This window comes from Nocardioides humilatus (assembly GCF_008373755.1).
Taxonomy (GTDB): Bacteria; Actinomycetota; Actinomycetes; order Propionibacteriales; family Nocardioidaceae; genus Nocardioides; species Nocardioides humilatus.
Genome location: NZ_VUJV01000009.1, coordinates 154,541 through 173,881, shown reverse-complemented (window position 1 = coordinate 173,881; position 19,341 = coordinate 154,541). Strand labels below are relative to the sequence as shown.

At 71.7% G+C, this 19,341-nt stretch carries 18 protein-coding genes; 11 read left to right on the top strand and 7 right to left on the bottom strand.

Features of this window, described 5'->3' with window-relative positions; translation table 11 throughout:
- Positions 1–19: 19 nt before the first annotated feature.
- Genes F0U44_RS21325 through F0U44_RS21310 form a run of 4 tightly spaced genes read left to right on the top strand, consistent with a single transcriptional unit; the run spans position 20 to position 4,320 of the window.
- Entirely contained in the window at positions 20–550 is a 531-nt protein-coding gene (locus F0U44_RS21325; protein WP_149730395.1) for a PadR family transcriptional regulator, read from the top strand.
- Complete coding sequence (locus F0U44_RS21320) at positions 547–2,556, top strand: NADPH-dependent 2,4-dienoyl-CoA reductase (protein WP_246160740.1); 2,010 nt, start codon at positions 547–549, stop codon at positions 2,554–2,556. Before F0U44_RS21325 ends, F0U44_RS21320 begins: the two co-directional genes overlap by 4 nt.
- Positions 2,557–2,599: 43 nt before the next feature.
- Complete coding sequence (locus tag F0U44_RS21315) at positions 2,600–3,157, top strand: TetR/AcrR family transcriptional regulator (RefSeq protein WP_149730393.1); 558 nt, start codon at positions 2,600–2,602, stop codon at positions 3,155–3,157.
- 20 nt (positions 3,158–3,177) lie between these two features.
- Positions 3,178–4,320 carry a MalY/PatB family protein gene (locus F0U44_RS21310; protein WP_188113609.1) on the top strand — a complete coding sequence of 381 codons (1,143 nt, stop codon included), beginning with the start codon at positions 3,178–3,180 and terminating at the stop codon, positions 4,318–4,320.
- Positions 4,321–4,403: 83 nt separating this feature from the next.
- On the opposite strand, the gene F0U44_RS21305 is transcribed toward F0U44_RS21310, so the two are convergent.
- The gene (locus F0U44_RS21305) at positions 4,404–5,756 is read right to left on the bottom strand and encodes a GH1 family beta-glucosidase (RefSeq protein ID WP_246160739.1); all 1,353 of its coding nucleotides are present in this window, start codon (positions 5,754–5,756) and stop codon (positions 4,404–4,406) included.
- Between the two features lie 17 nt (positions 5,757–5,773).
- On the opposite strand from F0U44_RS21305, the gene F0U44_RS21300 reads away from it, so the two are divergent.
- Entirely contained in the window at positions 5,774–6,466 is a 693-nt protein-coding gene (locus tag F0U44_RS21300) for a pirin family protein (RefSeq protein ID WP_149730391.1), read from the top strand.
- A gap of 31 nt (positions 6,467–6,497) precedes the next feature.
- On the opposite strand, the gene F0U44_RS21295 is transcribed toward F0U44_RS21300, so the two are convergent.
- From F0U44_RS21295 to F0U44_RS21285, 3 genes are read right to left on the bottom strand one after another with little or no spacing between them, the layout of a single operon-like run.
- Complete coding sequence (locus F0U44_RS21295) at positions 6,498–7,412, bottom strand: DUF6910 family protein (RefSeq protein ID WP_149730390.1); 915 nt, start codon at positions 7,410–7,412, stop codon at positions 6,498–6,500.
- A gap of 34 nt (positions 7,413–7,446) precedes the next feature.
- Positions 7,447–8,361, bottom strand: a complete 915-nt coding sequence (locus tag F0U44_RS21290; protein ID WP_149730389.1) for a diacylglycerol/lipid kinase family protein — start codon at positions 8,359–8,361, stop codon at positions 7,447–7,449.
- Complete coding sequence (locus tag F0U44_RS21285) at positions 8,358–9,968, bottom strand: FAD-binding oxidoreductase (RefSeq protein ID WP_246160738.1); 1,611 nt, start codon at positions 9,966–9,968, stop codon at positions 8,358–8,360. The genes F0U44_RS21290 and F0U44_RS21285 overlap by 4 nt, the downstream gene beginning before the upstream one ends.
- 17 nt (positions 9,969–9,985) lie before the next feature.
- Between F0U44_RS21285 and F0U44_RS21280 the strand changes: the two genes are divergently transcribed.
- From F0U44_RS21280 to F0U44_RS21265, 4 genes are read left to right on the top strand one after another with little or no spacing between them, the layout of a single operon-like run.
- Complete coding sequence (locus F0U44_RS21280) at positions 9,986–10,606, top strand: TetR/AcrR family transcriptional regulator (protein ID WP_149730388.1); 621 nt, start codon at positions 9,986–9,988, stop codon at positions 10,604–10,606.
- The gene (locus tag F0U44_RS21275; RefSeq protein ID WP_149730387.1) at positions 10,603–12,177 is read left to right on the top strand and encodes a glycerol-3-phosphate dehydrogenase/oxidase; all 1,575 of its coding nucleotides are present in this window, start codon (positions 10,603–10,605) and stop codon (positions 12,175–12,177) included. Before F0U44_RS21280 ends, F0U44_RS21275 begins: the two co-directional genes overlap by 4 nt.
- Positions 12,178–12,237: 60 nt before the next feature.
- The gene (locus tag F0U44_RS21270) at positions 12,238–13,236 is read left to right on the top strand and encodes a sigma-70 family RNA polymerase sigma factor (protein WP_223163787.1); all 999 of its coding nucleotides are present in this window, start codon (positions 12,238–12,240) and stop codon (positions 13,234–13,236) included.
- A gap of 4 nt (positions 13,237–13,240) precedes the next feature.
- Entirely contained in the window at positions 13,241–13,822 is a 582-nt protein-coding gene (locus F0U44_RS21265) for a TIGR03086 family metal-binding protein (protein ID WP_149730386.1), read from the top strand.
- Here the strand turns inward: F0U44_RS21265 and F0U44_RS21260 are convergent.
- Together F0U44_RS21260 and F0U44_RS21255 are read right to left on the bottom strand one after the other, a co-directional pair.
- Positions 13,819–14,436 (bottom strand): TMEM175 family protein, encoded by a 618-nt coding sequence (locus tag F0U44_RS21260; protein WP_149730385.1) that lies wholly within the window; start codon positions 14,434–14,436, stop codon positions 13,819–13,821. The genes F0U44_RS21265 and F0U44_RS21260 overlap by 4 nt on opposite strands.
- The gene (locus F0U44_RS21255) at positions 14,433–15,800 is read right to left on the bottom strand and encodes an MFS transporter (protein WP_149730384.1); all 1,368 of its coding nucleotides are present in this window, start codon (positions 15,798–15,800) and stop codon (positions 14,433–14,435) included. Before F0U44_RS21255 ends, F0U44_RS21260 begins: the two co-directional genes overlap by 4 nt.
- 121 nt (positions 15,801–15,921) lie before the next feature.
- On the opposite strand from F0U44_RS21255, the gene F0U44_RS21250 reads away from it, so the two are divergent.
- On the top strand, positions 15,922–16,440 hold the full coding sequence (locus F0U44_RS21250) for an NfeD C-terminal domain-containing protein (protein ID WP_149730383.1): 519 nt from the start codon (positions 15,922–15,924) through the stop codon (positions 16,438–16,440).
- 37 nt (positions 16,441–16,477) lie between these two features.
- Positions 16,478–17,866 (top strand): flotillin family protein, encoded by a 1,389-nt coding sequence (locus tag F0U44_RS21245; RefSeq protein ID WP_149730382.1) that lies wholly within the window; start codon positions 16,478–16,480, stop codon positions 17,864–17,866.
- A 6-nt stretch (positions 17,867–17,872) separates the two neighbouring features.
- Here the strand turns inward: F0U44_RS21245 and F0U44_RS21240 are convergent, their stop codons facing one another.
- The gene (locus tag F0U44_RS21240; protein ID WP_149730381.1) at positions 17,873–19,327 is read right to left on the bottom strand and encodes an NAD-dependent succinate-semialdehyde dehydrogenase; all 1,455 of its coding nucleotides are present in this window, start codon (positions 19,325–19,327) and stop codon (positions 17,873–17,875) included.
- Positions 19,328–19,341 lie beyond the last annotated feature (14 nt).

Below are 19,341 nucleotides of genomic sequence, written 5' to 3'. Positions count from 1 at the left end.
GGTAGCGCACACTGCTGCCATGGCCCTCGACCACGCCCTCCTCGTCGCACTGCGTGAGCAGCCTGCGTCGGGGCTGGAGCTCGCCCAGCGCTTCGGCCGGTCGATCGGATTCTTCTGGAGCGCGACGCACCAGCAGATCTACCGCGTCCTCGGGCGCATGGAGACCGACGGCTGGGTGCGGGTCGAGACCGTCGCCCAGCGGGGCCGGCCCGACAAGAAGGTCTACGACGTCACCCCGCTCGGCGCGACCGCGCTGGCGGACTGGCTCGCCGAGCCCACCCCCGACACACCCTTGCGCAGCGACCTCGCGGTCAAGCTCCGCGGAGCGTCGTTCGGAGAGCCGGGGGCGGTGCTGGACGTCGTACGCGCTCGGCTGGTCGACCACCACGCCCGGCTCGACCACTACCGACAGCTGATGAAGCGGGACTATCCCGCACCCCACTCTCTGGCCGGGCTCGAGCTCGACCAGTACCTCGTGCTCCGCGGCGGCATCCTCATGGAGGAGACGTGGATCGCATGGCTCACCGAATATCTGGAGGCACACCAGTGACCAGCCCCTACCCCCACCTGCTCGAGCCGATCTCCCTCGGCCCGGTCACGCTGCGCAACCGCGTGGTGATGGGTTCGATGCACACGGGTCTCGACGATCACCGCTGGGACCTCCCGAAGCTGGCGGCCTTCTACGCCGAGCGCGCCAAGGGCGGCGTCGGCCTCATCATCACCGGCGGCTTCTCCCCCAACGTCCGCGGCTGGCTCAAGCCGTTCGGCTCGCAGATGTCGAGCCGGATGCACGCCGCCCGCCACGAGCAGGTGACCGACGCGGTGCACGCCGAGGGCGGCGCGATCGCGCTGCAGGTGCTGCACGCCGGTCGCTACGGCTACTCGCCGCTCAACGTCTCCGCGTCGAGCAAGAAGTCGCCGATCACGCCGTTCAAGCCCAGCCGTCTCTCCACCAAGGACGTCGACCGCACAGCCAGCGACTTCGCGCAGTCGGTCGCACTGGCCAAGAAGGCCGGCTACGACGCGGTCGAGATCATGGGCTCCGAGGGCTACCTCATCAACCAGTTCCTCACCTCGCGGGTCAACGACCGCACCGACGAGTGGGGAGGCACCGCCGAGAAGCGGATGCGCTTCCCCGTCGAGATCGTGCGCCGGGCCCGCGAGCTCGTGGGCGCCGACTTCCCGATCGTCTACCGGATCTCCCTGCTCGACCTGGTCGAGGACGGCCAGACCTGGGACGAGACCATCGAGCTCGCCCACAAGCTCGAGGACGCCGGCGTCACCGTGCTCAACACCGGCATCGGCTGGCACGAGGCGCGCGTCCCCACGATCATCACCCAGGTCCCCCGCGGCGCCTGGATCGACTACACCGCCCGTCTCAAGGCCGAGGTGTCGGTGGCGGTCTGCGCGTCCAACCGCATCAACACCCCCGAGATCGCCGAGGGCATCCTCGCCGAAGGCAAGGCCGACCTGGTCTCGATGGCGCGGCCGCTGCTGGCCGACCCGGAGTTCGTCAACAAGGCCGCCGAGGCGCGCGCCGACGAGATCAACACCTGCATCGCCTGCAACCAGGCCTGCCTCGACCACGTGTTCAAGAACAAGAAGGCCTCCTGCCTGGTCAACCCGCGCGCCGGCCGCGAGACCACGCTGGTCCTCACCCCGACCCGCACCCGGCGCTCCGTCGCTGTGGTCGGCGCCGGACCGGCGGGCCTCGCCACCGCGGTGTCGGCCGCCGAGCGCGGCCTGCGGGTCACCCTCTTCGAGAAGTCCTCGGAGATCGGCGGTCAGTTCCGTCTCGCGATGGCGGTCCCCGGCAAGGAGGACTTCCGCGACACGCTCCGTTACTACCGTCGCCGCCTCGAGGTGCTGGGCGTCGACGTGCGTCTCAACACGGTCGCGACTGACGCCGAGCTGGCGTCGTACGACGACGTGGTGCTCGCCTCCGGCGTGACGCCGCGCATCCCCGCCATCCCGGGCGTCGACCACGAGCGCGTGCTGCGCTACGACCAGGTCCTGTCCGGCGAGGTCGTGCCCGGTCGCCAGGTCGCCGTGATCGGCGCGGGCGGCATCGGCGTCGACGTGTCGGTGTGGCTGACCCACGATCCGGGCGAGACGCCCGACGAGTGGATGGCGCACTGGGGCGTCGGCGACCCGAGCCTGCACCGCGGCGGCCTCACCGAGCCCAAGCCGCGCGCAGCTCAGCGCGAGGTGACCCTCATCCAGCGCAAGACCACGCCCATCGGCATCGGCCTCGGCAAGACCTCCGGGTGGGCGCACCGCGCCGTGCTCAAGCAGTCGGACGTGCGCCAGATCAGCGGGGCGTCGTACGACCTCATCGAGCCGACCGCCTCCGGCGACCGCGTCCGCCTCCACCTCACCGTCGACGGCGTGACCGAGGTGATCGAGGTCGACCACGTCGTCCTCTGCGCCGGTCAAGAGTCGGTCCGCGACCTCGCTGCGCCGGGCCGCACGATCATCGGCGGCGCCGACGTGGCCGCCGAGCTCGACGCCAAGCGCGCGATCGAGCAGGGCACCGAGGTCGCCGCGGCGCTCTGACGCGCGTATGACAGTCGTCATAGGAGCGCCGTAGACTGCCGGGGTGGCAACCGACACCCGCACCCGGATGGTCTACGGCGCCGCGCAGATGCTCGGCGCGCGCGGCGTGGGCGGCCTCAGCCTGCGTGACCTCGCAAAGGAGGCGGGGGTGCCGATCGGGTCGACGTACCACCACTTCCCCGGGGGCCGACAGCAGTTGATCGAGGAGGCCGTGCGCACGATCGGTGCGGCCATCAACCGGCGTCTGCTCGTCAGCCGCGAGCGCGGACCGGTGGCGGCGCTCGACGCGTTCGGCGAGGAGTGGCGCAGCCTGCTCGAGAGCACCGAGTTCACCACCGGGTGTCCGGTCTTCGCGGTCGCGACCGGTGACGACGCCGAGCTGCGCAGCGTCGCGACCGAGGTGCTGGCGTCGTGGCAGCAGACGCTGACCGACCTGATGACCGAGGCCAGCATCGACGCGGCCCGCGCGCCGCGGTTGGCGCTGTTCGTGGTGGCGTCGGTCGAGGGCGCGATCGCCCTCTGCCGGGCCGAGCAGTCGATCGCACCGTTGCGCGACACGATGGACGAGATCCACCTGCTGATCGAGGGCGCGCTTCCCTGAGCCGACCTAGGGTGGTCCCCGTGATCGTGGACCGCACCGACGAGGAGCTCCGCTACGCCCTGCCCTGCAAGTGGGGCTTGGTCGACGACGACGTGCTGCCCGCCTGGGTCGCGGAGAGCGACTACGCGTGGGCCCCGCCGATCGCCGCAGCCCTGGCCGACGCCGTCGCGCGCGGCCTCACCGGCTATCCGCCGTTCGACGAGGGCGGCGAGCTCGGCGCCGCCTACGCCGGCTTCGCCGCCCGCCAGTTCGGCCACAAGATCGATCCGCTCGACGTGATCCCGACGGCCGACGTCACCGCCGGCGTACGGCTCGCACTCGACCTGCTCTCCGACCACGGCCCGGTCGTGATGCCGATCCCGGGCTACCCGCCCCAGCTGTCGATCGCGCAGATCACCGGGCGGCAGCGGGTCGACCTCGTCGTCGACCCCGATGCCGAGCGCGCCGAGATCGACCTCGACCACCTCGACCGGCTGTTCGCCGACGGCGCCCGCACGCTCCTGCTCACCCAGCCGCACAACCCGTGGGGTCGCGTGTTCACCCGCGCCGAGCTCGAGGGCATCCGCGACGTCGTGGTCCGCCACGGCGCCCGCGTCGTCAGCGACGAGATCCACGCGCCGCTGGTGCTCGCCGGCTCACCGCAGCACGTTCCCTACCTGTCGCTCGAGGGCACCGCCGACCACGCGGTCGCGATCGTCGCCGGGTCGAAGGCGTTCAACACCCAGGGCCTCAAGTGCGCCCAGATCATCGCCCCCGATCCCGCCACGCGCGACCTCCTCCTCGCTGTCCCCATGGCCCGCAACGACTCCTGGTCACCCCTCGGCGTGGTCGCGGCGATCGCCGCCTACACCGAGTGCGACGACTGGCTCGACGCCCTGCGTGCGCGACTCTCCGACCAGCGCGACCTGCTCGCCGAGCTGCTCGCCGAGCACCTGCCCGACGCCCGGATGCGTCCCCTCGAAGCCACTTACCTCGCGTGGATCGACCTGCGCGCCTATGGCCACGACGACCCGAGCGCCGTCGCGCTCGAGCACGGCCGGGTCCGGGTCAACCCCGGTCACGACTTCCACGAAGGGCTGCCCGGCCACGTGCGGCTCAACATCGCCACCAACGCCGAACGGCTCACCGAGATCGTGCGGCGAATGGCGAAGGCGCTTGCTTAGTCCGAGCCGGCAGCGCGGCGGGAGACGGCCGGCGCAAGCTCGCTTGCTCCCTGCTGACGCCGGAGACGCGCTCGGCCAATCGATTAGTCGTTGCCTGTGGCGGTCGCGGCGATGAGGGCGGCGTACCAGTCGAACGACCTCTTCCTCGTCCGCTCCTGGGTCGCCCGGTCGACGTGGACCAGGCCGAAGCGGGCGCGCTGGCCGATCGTCCACGCGAAGTCGTCGAGGAACGACCAGGCGTAATAGCCCCGTACGTCGACACCCAGCCGGATCGCGTCGGCGACCGCCGCCAGGTGGGCGGTGTGAAAGTCGATGCGGGCCTGGTCGTCGACGACGCCGGCCGCATCGGGAACGACGTCGTACGAGCAACCGGCAGCGGTGATGTAGATCGGCGGGAGCGCCGCGCGCAGGCGCGCCCGGAAGATGATGAGCCACTCACGGAGGGCCTCGGGCACCACCGACCACTCCAGGTCGGTGCGCGGGTAGCCGACGACCTCGCGGAACTCGAACGGGATCGGCGACTCCTCGGGCGCGACCCCGATCCTGATCGGGGTGTAGTAGTCGACCCCGTAGAAGTCGAGCGGCTGGCGGATCGTGGCGAGGTCACCGTCGCGGACGACGCCGTCGAGGAGCGGCTCGAGGTCGACCGGGTAGCGACCTAGGAGCATCGGCTCGAGGTACATGCCGTTCCAGAACGCGTCGAAGAGCTTGGAGGCGCCCACGTCGGCGTCGTCGTCGGACGCCGGCCAGACAGGGGCGTGGTTGTTGGCACAGCCGATGCTCGTCGCGCCGGCCGCGCGGAGCGCGATCGCCGCGCGACCGTGACCGAGGAGCAGGTGGTGCGCCACCGGAGTCGCGTCGAGCATCAGCCGCTTGCCGGGTGCATGCTCGCCCGTCGCGTATCCGAACGTCGTGACCACGCTCGGCTCGTTGACCGGGACCCAGTGCTCGACCCGGTCGGCCAGCCGCTCCCCGACCACCGCGGCGTAGTCGGCGAAGCGATCCACGGTCGCCCGGTTGAGCCAGCCACCGTCATCTTCCAATGGCTGCGGGAGGTCCCACGCATAGAGCGTCGCCATCGGCTGGACGCCGACCGCGAGGAGCCGGTCGACCAGCCGGTCGTAGTGGTCGAGGCCTGCCGCGTTGACCGGTCCGCTGCCGGTCGGCTGGACCCGCGGCCAGGCGATCGAGAACCGGTAGCCGCCGACCCCGAGGTCCCCCAGGAGCGCGACGTCCTCGTCGGCCCGGCGGTAGTGGTCGGCCGCGACGCTCCCGTCGCTCCCGTCGGTCACGCGGTCGGGCTCGGCGCAGAAGGTGTCCCAGATGCTGGGGCCGCGACCGTCCTCGGCGACGGCCCCTTCCACCTGGTAGGCCGTGCTGCTCACACCGAAGCGGAAGCTGGCGGGCAGCCTCGGCCCGTGCGCCACCGCGGTCACGTGCACAATCCTGCAGTGTGAGCGTTGACATCCGCAGGAGTTCGAGCCGGTTCGTCGAGCGGGAGCAGGGGCGCCGCACCCAGCACGCCTTCTCGTTCGGAGAGCACTACGACCCGGCGTGGTTGTCCTTCGGGCCGATGGTCTGCCACGACGACCACCTGCTCGGGTCGGGGCGCGGCTTCGAGGAGCACGCGCACGCCGACCTCGCGATCGTGACGACAGTGCTGTCGGGCTCGCTCGCGCACGTCGACTCGCTCGGCACCGAAGGTGCCCTGGGCTCGGGCGAGGTCGCCGTCCTCTCCGCAGGCGCAGGCATCCGGCACAGCGAGCTCGCCACGGCCGACGGGGCCGCGCGGTTCGTCCAGGTCTGGCTGCGGCCCGACGAGGTCGGTGTGGCGCCGACCTATGTCCGGGGCTCCACCGCCGCTGCCGTGCCGGGCGCTGGACTGATCCCGGTCGCCGGCGGCGGCACTGAGCTCGCGCTCGGCGTCGCCGGGGCGTCGTACGGCGTCGCGCGGCTCGGCGCCGGCGAGACCCTCGTCCTCCCCGCCGCTGCGCGGCTGCACGCCTACGTCGCCTCCGGCGCCCTGCTCCGGTCGTCGATGGCCGAGCCCCTCCAGGCCGGCGACGCCTTCTGCTTCACCGACGAGCCCGACCACGCGGTCACCGCCGCAGTGCCGACCGAGCTGTTGGTCTGGACCTTCGCTTGAGCCCGGCGACCGAGGTCCGCGACCGAGCGGTTCAGAGCCGGACCCTGAGCCGCAGCGCCACCGAAGGGGCTGTCGGGTCGTCGGCGTCGACGACGGCCATGACCCGCACCCGGGTCCCGTCGACCTCCGTGAGCGCGAGGCCCTCGACCTTGCACACCCGGCCCTCGACCAGCGGCAGCGCGGTGACGTCGACGACGTCGCTGCCGTCGAGTCGCACCAGGGCAGAGGCGACGACGGGGCCGTCGTCACGCACGTTCGGGCTGTCCTCCGCGGCCGCGCTCAGCAGCACCGTGCCGTCCGGCAGGCCGACCGCGTCGGTGATCGCGAGGCCGACGCCGGCGGCCTCGCCCAACCGGTAGCGGCGCGGATTCAGCACTGTCACCTCACCCGGCCGAATCCGTCCGAGGACGGCGTCGAGGGCTTCCCGGGGCTGGAGGTCCACGCTGGCGGGCATCAGGCCGGCCGACGGGAGACCGCGCAGGTACCACCGCAGCATGCCGTCGACGAGACACGCGCCCTCGAGGTTGAGGGCGTCGATCGGGACGTCCAGCGCCGCGGCGACCGCGTCGTACAGCGGCGCCATCTCCGCGACGGCGACCTCGGGACGCCCCTCCACCATCGCGAGCAGCGCCCACCTCTTCCGCGCCGCCAGCGACCCGGAGCCCATCAACAGGACCGGCGCCCCGTCGACCGCGAGGGCACAGGCGGCCTCGAGGTCGGGCTTGAGGTGCTTGGTCCCCGACGCGTCGCTGAACTCCTCGAGACCCTGGACCGGAGGAAGGAGACGGACCTCGCCCGTCACGCCCTCCCGGACCAGCGCACCGTGGGTGGCGTCGTCCTGGACCACGACGAACCCGCCGCCGAACGGCGCCACCGCCGAGGCGGCGCGGACCGGGGACCCGTCGGCGAACACCAGCCGCTCGACGGTCTCGACCTCGATCTCCACGCCCGCAGTCTTGCGGACGTCGGAGTCGTGAGGGTCAGCGCAGGATCTTGATGGCTCCAGGCCGGACCTCGACCGTGAGCGGCTCGCCCGATGCGGGCAGGTCGCCGAGGGCCTCGCCGTCGGCGCCGACCGGGACCGCAGCGCCACCACCGGCGTAGCTGCCGGAGACGGTCACGCGGGTGCCGCGGAGGACGGTGACCTCGTCGAGCCCGACGTGGGCGCCGTCGTAGACCTTGGGCAGCGATCGGATGAGCCCGACCCGACCGGCGGCCTCGATGACGATCACGTCGAGCTCGCCGTCGTCGACGACCGCGCCGGGCGCGATGGCCATGCCCTTGCCGTAGTACTTGGAGTTGGCGATGACCACGTTGGCAGCCCGGTGGGTCGAGGACACGCCGTCGACCTCGACGGTGAGCTCGACGGGTCGGTAGGTCGCCAGTCCGCGCACGGACGCGACCGGATACTGCAGCGCCTTCGGCAGCCAGTGCGACCGGTCGACGATCTGCGCGATGCGCGCGTCGACGCCGGCGTAGACCGAGCCGGCGACGAGGGTCGGCGCGCTGCCCGGCGACGTCACGGCGAGCAGGTCGACCGGGGTGGGCGTGCCTTCGAGGAGCAGTGCGACCTGGCCTGCCTCGTCGGTCGGCACCTCGAGCATCCGCGCGAAGTCGTTGCCGCGACCGGCCGGGATCACCGCGAGCTCGCCGCCCGCGTCGACCACCGCACCGGCGACCGACGAGAGCATCCCGTCGCCGCCGACGGACACGACGACGCGCCCCGCGGCGACGGCCGCCTTGACCAGGTCAGGGACGACGGCCGGCGAGGAGGTGTAGCTGACCTCGACCTCGGCACCGGCCTCCCGCAACTGGCGGGCGAGCGGCACGACGACCTTGGGCGCCGCACCCCCGCCGGAGTTGGGGTTGACCAGAAACGTGAACGCGCGGCTCACGGGATCAGGACGCCCGGGTTGAGGATGCCGGTCGGGTCGAGCTCGCGCTTCACCGCACGGAGTACGTCGACGCCGAGGTCACCGATCTCCGGAGCCAGCCAGTCGCGGTGATCGGTGCCGACCGCGTGGTGGTGGGTGATCGAGGCGCCGCTCGCGACGATGGCGTCGTTGGCCGCCTTCTTCGCGACGAGCCAACGCTCGAGCGGCTGCTCGCCGCCCGCCGACGCCACCGTGAAGTAGAGCGAGCAGCCGGTCGCGTAGACGTGCGAGACGTGGCAGAGCACCATCGTGCCCTCGCCGAGGGCGCCTTCGAGGGCCGACTTCACGGCGCCGTACAGCCGCTCGCGGTTGGACCAGAAGGTGACGGTCTCGAGGGTCTCGACGAGGACGCCGACATCGAGGAGCGAGTCGCGCAGGTAGGGGGCGTTGAAGCGTCCGGCGGCCCACGCGGTGCCCGGCTCGGCGCCGAGCGGGGTGCCGCCAAGACCGGTGAGGACCTCGGTGACGGCAGCCTTCTTGGCGGCGGTCGCGGACGGCGTGCCCTCGTAGCCGACGATCATCAGGCAGCCGCCGGCGCCCTCGCCGCCGATGGCGTCGGGGCGGGCCAGGTTGATGGCGGTCTCGTTCTCGTCGGAGAGGCGGAGCACGGTCGGGAGCAGGTCGCCCTGCGCGAGCGTGCGCATCGCGTCGGCGCCGGCCTCGAAGGAGGGCCACTGCCAGCCTTCGTACTGCTTGACCTCGGGCACCGGGCGCACCCGCACGGTGACCTCGGTGATGACGCCGAAGGCACCCTCCGAGCCGAGGAAGAGTTCGCGCAGGTCGGGGCCGCAGGCGTTGGACGGCGACGTGCCGCCGAGCCGGACCTCGCCCTTCGGGGTCGCGGCGCGCAGCCCGACCACCATGGAGTCGAACCGGCCGTAGCCGGCGCTGGCCTGGCCGCTGGACCGGGTGGCGGCGAACCCGCCGATGGTCGCGAACTCGAAGCTCTGCGGGAGGTGGCCCAGCATCAGGCCGTGCTCGCCCAGCAGCGCCTCGGCCTCGGGGCCACGCAGGCCCGGGCCGAGCGTGGCGGTCGCGGAGATGGGGTCGAGCGAGAGCAGGCTGCGCATGCGACCGAGGTCGAGGGAGAGGACCCCGGCGAAGCCGTCACGGTCGGCGATGAGCCCGCCGGTCACCGACGTACCGCCGCCGAACGGGACGACCGCGATGCGGTGCTCGGCCGCGTAGTCGAGGACCGCCTGGACGTCGTCGTGGTCGCCGGGACGGACGACCACGTCCGGGGCGTCGGACAGGTCGCCGGAGCGCTGGCGCAGCAGGTCGGGGGTCGACTTGCCGCGGGTGCGCTGGCGACGCGCGGTGTCGTCGAGCACGACGTTGTCGGCACCGACGACGGCGCGCAGGCCGTCGAGCAGGTCGGCCGCGAGAGCCGGCGCCGGGACGGCGACATCGGCCTTGGCCGGGGTGTCGCCCAGCGAGAAGACGAGGCCGACGAGGTCGCGCACGCCGTCAGGCAGCGGAGCGGCGTGGGCCGGGTCGCCCCAGCGGGTCACGGGCATCTCCGGCTGACGGAGTGAGGGGCTGAGCTCTTCAGGCTGGCGCTCGTTCATGTGTTACAGTGTGACACATGTCGTCACACCGTCACAACCCCGAAGATGCGCAGAGCCCGAGGGACTCCTACCTCGACACCGCGCGGGCCTGCATCCTCGACGTCGGTTGGCGGCGGACGACCCTGACCGAGGTGGCCCGCCGGGCGGGCGTCTCGCGGATGACGATCTACCGCACCTGGTCGGATATGCAGGAGCTGCTCGGCGACCTGATGACCCGCGAGTGGGGTGAGCTGGTGGCCTCCGCGCAGCCGACCCTGGGCTTCGACGACACCGATCTGCCCAGCGGTCCGACCCCGGCCCAGATCGCCGACGGCGTGCTCCGCACGGTCTCTGTCCTGCGCGACAACGAGCTCTTCGTACGCATCGTTGAGCTCGACCCCGAGCTGATCCTCCCCTACCTCCTCTCCCGCCGCGGCCGCTCGCAGGAGCTGATCCTCGGTCTCCTCGCCGCGATGATCTCGGCCGGCCAGGCCGCCGGCACGGTGCGGACCGGCAAGCCCATGGCGCTCGCCCGCACGGTCGTGCTCGCCACCCACGGCTCGGTCCTGTCGGCCCACACGATGGCCGACGACCTCGTGTCGCTCGACGAGCTCGACGCGGAGCTGCAGCTGCTGATCGAAAGGACCCTCCTCCCATGAGCCGAGAAATGAACTCAGCCATCACCCCCGGCCTGACCGGAGTGCCCGAGTCCGTCGATGTCGTCGTGGTCGGCCTCGGTGTCACCGGCGCCGGCGTCGCCCTCGACGCCGCGAGCCGCGGCCTCAGCGTGCTGGCGGTCGACGCGTTCGACCTCGCCTGGGGCACCTCGCGCTTCAGCTCCAAGCTGGTCCACGGCGGACTCCGCTACCTCGCCAGCGGCCAGGTCGGCATCGCCCACGAGAGCGCCGTCGAGCGCGGCATCCTGATGGAGACCACCGCTCCGCACCTGACCCACCCGCTCCCCACGATCGTCCCGCTGGCCGCGGGCGTGAGCCGGCCGATGGGCGCGCTCACCCGGGCCGGGCTCCTCGGTGGCGACCTGTTGCGTCGCGCGGCCGGCACCAGCGCTGACACGCTGCCGAAGCCGCGACGCCTGACGGCTGCGGAGACCCGCCGCCTCGCTCCGACGCTGCGTGCCGACGGGCTGCGCGGCGCCATCCTCGGTTGGGACGGACAGCTCGAGGACGACGCCCGGCTCGTCACCACCATCGCCCGCACTGCCGCTCAGCGCGGCGCCGCCGTGCACACCCACACCCGCGTCATCGCCGCGACCGGCACTGAGGTCACCCTCCGCGACGAGCTCACCGGCGCCATCGCGACGGTACGGACCCGGACCGTCATCAACGCGGCCGGCGTCTGGGCCGGCGACGTGGTCGGAGACATCAAGCTCCGCCCGTCGCGGGGCACCCACCTGGTCCTGCGCGGCGACACCCTGCCCGGCCTCAACGTCGCGGTCTTCGCGCCGATCCCCGGCGAGCGCAACCGCTTCGTGCTCGTGCTCCCCCAGCCCGACGGACAGATCTACGTCGGTCTCACCGACGAGCCCGCCGACGGTCCCGTGCCCGACGTCGCCGAGCCCACCGAGGTCGAGATCGGCTTCCTCCTCGACGTGGTCGCCGCGTCCTTCTCCCGGCCACTGCGTCGCAGCGACGTCGTCGGTGCGTACGCCGGCCTGCGACCCCTTCTCGACACCGGCGATCCGGATGGTGGAGCGTCCACGACCGCAGATCTTTCGCGCAAGCACGCGGTGCTCACCAGCCCGGACGGCGTGGTGACGATCGTGGGCGGCAAGCTGACGACGTACCGCCGGATGGCCGAGGACGCCGTCGACGCCGCCGTCGCCCACGCAGGCCTCAGCGCCGGTCCGTGCGTCACCGCGTCGCTGCCGCTCTCGGGCGCCGCCTCGCGCGCCGCGCTCACCGAGCTCACCGAGCGCGCGGAGACACCCGGCCACGCCCGCCTGGTCCGCCGCTTCGGCGCCGACGCCGCCCTGGTCCTCGACTCCGCACGGGAGGCCACGGCGCTCAGCGACGACGAGCTGCTCGCCCCGATCCACCCGACCATCGCCGTCACGCTCGCCGAGCTCGTCTTCGGCGTCACCCACGAAGGCGCGGCCGACGTCGACGACCTCCTCGACCGCCGGACCCGGATCGGGCTGATCCCGGCCGACCGGGAGCTCGCCCTCCCCGCCGCCGCCCGCGCCCTGGAAATGGTGCGCGCGCACCGATGAGTTTTTCCCTCGTCCCTTGTCCACCCATGAGGCAGACTCACAAGCATCCGGGGGTAGGCGATGGGAACGATGGTGACCGAGCAGCTGACGGCGAGCGACGAGCTCGCTGACTTCGACACTCTGACGGGGCGCTACCAGCGGGAGCTGATGGCCCACTGCTACCGGATGAGCGGGTCGGTGCACGAGGCGGAGGACCTGGTGCAGGAGACGTTCCTGCGCGCCTGGAAGGCATCGGCGAACTTCCAAGGCCGCAGCTCGGTGCGCACCTGGCTCTACAAGATCGCGACCAACGTCTGCCTCACCAACCTCGAGGGCCGGCCGCGCCGGCCGCTCCCCGCCGGGCTCGGCACGGCTGACTCGATCGCCGGTGACGCGCTCGAGGAGGACGCCGAGATCCCGTGGCTCGAGCCGATCCCCGACGCCGCGGTCCAGGTGGCCGAGCGCGACACCATCCGGCTCGCCTTCGTGGCTGCGCTGCAGCACCTCCCCGCTCGGCAGCGCGCGGTCCTCATCCTCCGCGACGTGCTGCGTTGGTCGGCGGCGGAGACGGCGACCGCCCTCGACACGACGACGGCGGCGGTCAACTCCGCGCTCCAGCGCGCGCACGCGCAGCTCGCCGAGCGCGGCCTGACGCCCGACACCGTCGAGCCCGAGCTCGACGAAGCGCAGCGGCGGCTGCTGGACGCCTACCTCGCGGCGTTCTGGGCCAAGGACGTCGACCGGATCGTCCAGCTCCTGCAGTACGACGCCACCTGGGACATGCCGCCCTTCCTCAACCATTACCGCGGCGCCGACAACATCGGCCAGCTCATCGCGACGCAGTGCCCGGGCGGCATCCACGACATGCCGATGCTGCCGACGGTCGCCAACGGTCAGCCCGCGTTCGGCCTCTACATGCGCCAGCCCGAGGGCCACTTCGAGCCGTTCCACATGCAGGTGCTCGACCTGGCCGGCAGCAAGGTCCAGCACGTCACGGCGTTCTTCGGCGCCGAGCACTTCATCCGCTTCGGGCTGCCCGACCGACTGCCCGCCGACTGGCAGCCCGCCGCGAACGGCTGAACCGATGACCGCCCTCCCCGGTCCGGGCACTGCGCCGGACCCGGGGGTCGCGCTGCTGGAGCGCGCGCTCGGCTACGCCCGCGCGGCCCTCGCCACCGTGACGCCCGACCATCTCTGGCAGCCGACCCCCTGCGACGGCTGGCACCTCGGCGACCTCCTCGCGCACATGGAGGACTCCCTCGACGCCTTCGCCGAAGGGGCGCACGGCGCGATCGGGCTGCACAGTGCGGCGCCCGCGCCCTTGCCCGAGCGGATCGCCACCCTCCAAGCCAAGGCGTGCGGCCTGCTCGGCGCCTGGTCAGCAGCCACGGCCGACGTGGTCGACGTGGGTGGCCGGCCCATGGCGGTCGGCACCATCACCCGCCTGGCCGCCGTCGAGATCGCCGTCCACGGCTGGGACGTCAGTCGTACGACGGGCGCAGGCCTCCCGCTGCCCGACGCCTTCGCCGAGGCGCTGCTCCCCACCGCGCTCGCGCTGGCCCTGGAGCAGCACGGCGAGTTCGGCACCGCCGTACCGGTCTCGGCCGATGCCGGTCCGGACCGTCGGCTGCTGGCGCTCCTCGGGAGGCGCGCGCCGCGGACCTAGGAGCTGCCCTGCTCGTGGTGCGTGACGATGTATTGCTCGAGCCGGCGGTCCGGGATCAGCCAGATGATCGCGACCAGGACGAAGAACACGATCCCGACCAGCGGGTGCACGAACGCGGCGGTCACGATGCCGATGACGTAGAGCACCGGTGAGAGCTTGCCCTTGAGGTCGTCACCCACTGCCTCGCGCAGCGCGGACTCCCCGCCCTCGGCGCGGAACACCGCCAGCTGCAGCAGGTAGTAGGCGATCGCGGCGAAGAGCAGGTTGGCGCCGTAGACGACGACCGGGGTGTGCTCGTCCCAGCCGTACTCGTTCAACGCCTCGTCCATCCACGCCGTCGTGAACGGGTAGAGCGACAGCGAGAAGAGCAGGGTCAGGTTGGCCCACAGCACCGCACCGTTGACCTTCCCGACCAGCTGGAACATGTGGTGATGGTTGTTCCAGTAGATGCCGATGTAGACGAAGCTCAGCAGGTAGGTGAGCAGTCCGATGCCGGTCACCTCCCACAGCGCATGCAGGGTCGGCTCCTCGGGCACCTTCAGCTCGAGCACCATGATCGTGATGATGATCGCGAGGACACCGTCGCTGAAGGCTTCGAGCCGGCTGGTCGTCATGCAGGCATTGTGTCGGACTCGGGGTCCGATTCGAGGTCGGGATCGGCGTCGCGCAACGGGTGCGCCAGCTCGTCGGCCGGCAGCTTGGCCCACCACACCGCGACTGCCGCGACCACCGTGGGCACGAACGCGGCGATGGCGAAGGTCGCCTCGAGGCCCAGCCAGTGGGAGACCGGACCGGCCATCGCCATCGAGACCGGCATCAGGCTGACCGAGACGAAGAAGTCGAGCGAGGCCACCCTGCCGAGGAGGTGCGGTGGCACCCGGCGCTGCAGCAGCGTGCCCCAGATGACCATCGGACCGGAGAAGAACGCACCGATGAAGAAGGCGGCGACGACCACGATCCAGACTGCGTCGGCGTAGCCGATCGCCAGGAACGGCAGGCAGCCCACGCCCCAACCGAGGATCATCACGGTGAGGTAGCGGCGCGGCATCTTCAACGAGGCCATGGTGATCGACCCCACCGCACCACCGATGCCGAAGGCCGCCATCACGATCGCGTGGTCACCCGGCCCACCGCCGAGCTTGTCCTTCACGAGGAACGGGATGAGCACCTCCATCGGTCCCATCATCACCAGGATCAGGATCGACGCGAAGAGCAGCGTCGCCAGCAGCCACGGCGTTCGGACCATGTAGGAGAAGCCCTCGCGCATGTCGGCGAGGGCGGTCGTCACCGGGTGTCCGTCGCGCGCCTCTTCGAGGTCACGTCGTACGGCGGTCAGGGGCACCGCCGTCAGAGCGAGCAACCCGACCAGGTGGAACCCCGCGGCGAGGCCGAGCGCTGCCGACGTCGACACCGTGCCGACCACGACGCCGGCGAGACCCGGCCCGAGCGCCTGACCGATGGTCGGGCGGATCATGCCCTCGAAGCCGTTGACCGCGAGCAGATCCTCCTCGGGCACGAGCGCGGGCAGCCACGCGGAGTAGGCGGGGTAATAGAACGCCATCGCGACGCCCGTGGCGAACGAGACCGCAGCGAGGTGCCAGACCTGGGTCAGGTCGAGCCACGACAAGGTGGCGACCAGGGCCATGCCGGTCAGCTCGACCCCGGCCACCGCGAGCAGGATCAGCTTCTGTGGGACCCGGTCGGCGACCACGCCGCCGAGCAGCGCGGGCACGAGCACGCCGATCGCACCGGCGGTCGTCACCACCGACAGCTGACCGGGACCGCCGCCGATCCGGATGACCTCCCAGACCAGGGCGACCACCCACACGCCGCCGGCGAAGGTGCCGAGCACCAGAGCGGCACCGAGCCGCCGGTAGGCGGAGTGCCGGAAAGGCGTGAGGGCGCGGGGCAGCCGCCGCAGTGCCGGTGGCTGCGGACTCTCCGGCGCGGGTGACGGGGTGGTCAGCTGGTCGGTCATCAAGAGCTCCTCCCGAGAGTCTGAGGGTGAGGACCGACAGTCACCACCGAATTCATCGCGGGTCGGTTTGGCGGCCCCACCGGCGGATACGATCCGACTCCACCCCCAAGTCGGAGTACACGTGACGCTCTACCTCGTGCTGGGCTTCGCCGGCCTCGCACTGATCGCCCTGTCGGTCATCGTCGGTGACCTCCTCGACGGCGCCCTCCACGGCGCGTTCAGCATCCTGGAGTCCGACGTGTTCTCCACCGCGGTGCTCGGCGGATTCGTGTCCGCCTTCGGCTTCGGCGCGGCCGCTGCCGACGGCGGCGGGTTGCCGACGCTGCCGACGGTCCTGATCGGGGGCGTCAGCGGCGTTGCGGTGGGCTGGTTCGCGTGGTGGCTGACCCGGCTGATCAAGGACGGGCCGAGCGACGGCACCGTCTCGATCAGCGACGCCGTCGGCCAGGTCGGCCGCGTGCTCCACGACATCCCCGGCGGCGAGAGCTACGGCGTCGTCCGCGTCACCGTCGGCGGCCACGTCCTCCAGTGCAACGCCAACGCCGTGCTGGCCATCCCCTCGGGCACCGAGGTGAGCATCACCGGAGTCCTGTCACCGACCGCGGTCACCGTGGCCCCGGTCTGGTCCCCGTCGTCCTAACACCCCCACACCCACCGCTGGAAAGGCAACAGGTCTGATGTCCATCGACGTTGCAGGGCCGATCATCGGAGTCGTCGTACTCCTCGTGCTGCTCGTGCTGCTCATCACCAGCCGCTACAAGGTCGCCGGGCCCAACCAGGCGTTCATCGTCACCGGCCGCAAGGGCAAGGCGGTGCTCAACCCGGAGAGCGGTGAGCTCACGACCGACCTCTCGGGGCAGAAGGTCGTCCTCGGCGGTGGCGTCTTCGTGGTGCCGTTCATCCAGAAGCTCGCCACGATGGACCTCTCCAGCCGCCGGATCTCCGTGCACATCAGCGGCGCCGTCTCCGGCCAGGGCATCAAGCTCAACCTCGACGGTGTCGCGATCGTGAAGATCGGTGGCAACGCCGACCAGATCCGGCTCGGCGCGCAGCGGTTCCTGAGCCAGCAGGCCGACATCGAAGGCTTCACCCAGGAGGTGCTCGCGGGTGCGCTCCGCTCGATCGTCGGCGGCCTGACCGTCGAGCAGATCATCCGCGACCGCGCGGCGTTCGCCCAGCGGGTGGCCGACGAGTCCGAGGCGTCGTTGACCGGCCAGGGCCTGATCCTCGATGCGTTCCAGATCCAGGACGTCACCGACGACGGCACCTACCTCGCCGACCTCGGTCGTCCCGAGGCTGCCCGGATCCAGCAGGCGGCCTCGATCGCGGAGGCCAACGCTCGCCAGGCCGCCGAGCAGGCGCGCATCGCCGCCGAGCAGGAGATCGCGATCTCCCAGCGGACGCTCGCCCTCAAGCAGGCCGAGATCAAGGCCGAGACCGACGCTGCGGCGGCCCAGGCCGCGGCGGCCGGACCGCTCGCCCAGGCCGAGCGCGACCAGGCGATCTTCACCGAGCAGGAGAAGGTCGCCGTACGCCAGGCTGCCCTGACCGAGCGCCAGCTCGAGACCCAGGTCCGCAAGCCCGCCGACGCCGAGCGCTACCGCGTCGAGCAGGAGGCCAACGCGCACAAGTCGGCCCAGATCTTGGCCGCGGAGGCCGAGAAGGCCCGCCGTACCGCGCTCGCCGACGCCGTCAAGGCTGAGGGTGAGGCCCAGGCCGCCGCGACCCTCGCCGTCGGCCAGGCCGAGGCCGGTGCGATGGAGAAGCGCGCAGCGGCCTTCGCCAACTACAACGAGGCCGCGGTGCTGCAGATGCTCATCGAGGTGCTCCCGCAGATCGCGAAGGAGGTCGCCGCCCCCATCAGCGCCATCGACAACCTGACCGTGCTCTCGACCGACGGCGCGGGCGCGATGCCCAAGCAGGTCGTGCAGAACGTCGCGCAGACGCTCGAGATGCTGAAGGCCACGACGGGTCTCGACCTGGAGTCGCTCCTGCACAAGGCCATCGACAAGTCGGCTGCCGCTCCGGTTGTGGCAGGCGGGGCCGAGGAGTCGACCGAGGCCTGAGGTCCGTCAGCCGGCAGGGAGGGCGACGTACGTCGTGTCGAGGTATTCCTCGATGCCCTCGAAACCGCCCTCCCGGCCGAAGCCGCTGGCCTTGACGCCGCCGAAGGGTGCGGCGGGGTTGGAGACCAGGCCGCTGTTGATGCCGACCATCCCGAACTGCAGCGACTCGGCCATCCGGATGGTCCGGGACAGGTCGCGGGTGAAGACGTAGGCGGTCAGGCCGTACTCGGTCGCGTTGGCCCGCTCGACGGCCTCCGCCTCGGAGGTGAAGGTCGTGATCGGCGCGACGGGGCCGAAGATCTCCTGCACGTTGACGTCGGCATCGGCAGGTACGTCGGCCAGCACCGTCGGCGTGAAGAACGACCCCGGTCCGTCGGGGGCGCTGCCCCCGGTGACGACGCGCGCGCCGGCGGCGACGGCCTGCTCGACGAGCGCGGTCACGCTCTCGACGGCCTTGTCGTCGATGAGGGGGCCGACGTCGACACCGTCGTCCTGGCCGCGGCCGAGCGTGAGGGCGCCCATCCGGGCGGCGAGCTTGGTCGCGAACTCCTCGGCCACCGAGGCATCGACCAGGAAGCGGTTGGCAGCCGTGCAGGCCTCGCCCATGTTGCGCATCTTGGCGATCATCGCGCCGTCGACGGCGGCATCGATGTCGGCGTCGGCGAAGACGAGGAAGGGCGCGTTGCCGCCGAGCTCCATGCTGACCCGCTGGAGCTGGCCGGCCGACTGGGCGACGAGCACCTTGCCGACCTCGGTCGAGCCGGTGAAGCTGACCTTCCGCAGCCGCGCGTCGGCCATCAGGACCTCGCTGATCTTCCCCGAGCTCTTCGACGTGATCACGTTGAGGACGCCGCCCGGCAGGCCCGCCTCAGTCATCAGGTCCGCGAGCAGCAGCATCGTCAGCGGCGTCTGACCGGCCGGCTTCACGACCATCGTGCAGCCCGCGGCGACGGCCGGTCCGATCTTCCGGGTGCCCATCGCGAGCGGGAAGTTCCACGGCGTGATGAAGAGGCACGGTCCGAGCGGCTTCTTCAGCGTCAGCAGTCGCGAGTTGCCCGCTGGAGCCTGCATCCAGCGGCCGTGGATGCGGACCGCCTCCTCGGAGAACCAGCGGAGGAACTCGGCGCCGTAGGTCACCTCACCGCGCGCCTCCGCGACGGTCTTTCCCATCTCCAGGCTCATCAGCCGCGCGAGGTCGTCAGCCCGCGACGTCACCAGCTCGAACGCGCGCCGAAGGATCTCGCCGCGCTCGCGAGGCGCCGTGGCGGCCCAGTCGGCCTGCGCGGCGACGGCGGCCTCGAGCGCTGCCCGCGCGTCGTCGAGCGTGCCGTCAGCGACGTCGGTCAGCACCGACCCGTCGGCCGGGTCGATCACGTCGAAGCGGCCGCCTCCCGATGCGGGCCGCCACTCCCCTCCGATGAAGAGCTGACGGCGATCGGCGGACAAGGGCTCGGTGCTCATGGGGCCACTGTGGC

Excerpts from the sequence above, each read along its gene's own strand:
- F0U44_RS21325 (WP_149730395.1), top strand. The coding sequence starts at position 20 with ATGGCCCTCGACCACGCCCTCCTCGTCGCACTGCGTGAGCAGCCTGCG.
- F0U44_RS21285 (WP_246160738.1), bottom strand. The coding sequence starts at position 9,968 with ATGAACGAGCGCCAGCCTGAAGAGCTCAGCCCCTCACTCCGTCAGCCG.
- F0U44_RS21280 (WP_149730388.1), top strand. The coding sequence starts at position 9,986 with ATGTCGTCACACCGTCACAACCCCGAAGATGCGCAGAGCCCGAGGGAC.
- F0U44_RS21275 (WP_149730387.1), top strand. The coding sequence starts at position 10,603 with ATGAGCCGAGAAATGAACTCAGCCATCACCCCCGGCCTGACCGGAGTG.
- F0U44_RS21270 (WP_223163787.1), top strand. The coding sequence starts at position 12,238 with ATGGGAACGATGGTGACCGAGCAGCTGACGGCGAGCGACGAGCTCGCT.
- F0U44_RS21265 (WP_149730386.1), top strand. The coding sequence starts at position 13,241 with ATGACCGCCCTCCCCGGTCCGGGCACTGCGCCGGACCCGGGGGTCGCG.
- F0U44_RS21260 (WP_149730385.1), bottom strand. The coding sequence starts at position 14,436 with ATGACGACCAGCCGGCTCGAAGCCTTCAGCGACGGTGTCCTCGCGATC.
- F0U44_RS21255 (WP_149730384.1), bottom strand. The coding sequence starts at position 15,800 with ATGACCGACCAGCTGACCACCCCGTCACCCGCGCCGGAGAGTCCGCAG.
- F0U44_RS21245 (WP_149730382.1), top strand. The coding sequence starts at position 16,478 with ATGTCCATCGACGTTGCAGGGCCGATCATCGGAGTCGTCGTACTCCTC.
- F0U44_RS21240 (WP_149730381.1), bottom strand. The coding sequence starts at position 19,327 with ATGAGCACCGAGCCCTTGTCCGCCGATCGCCGTCAGCTCTTCATCGGA.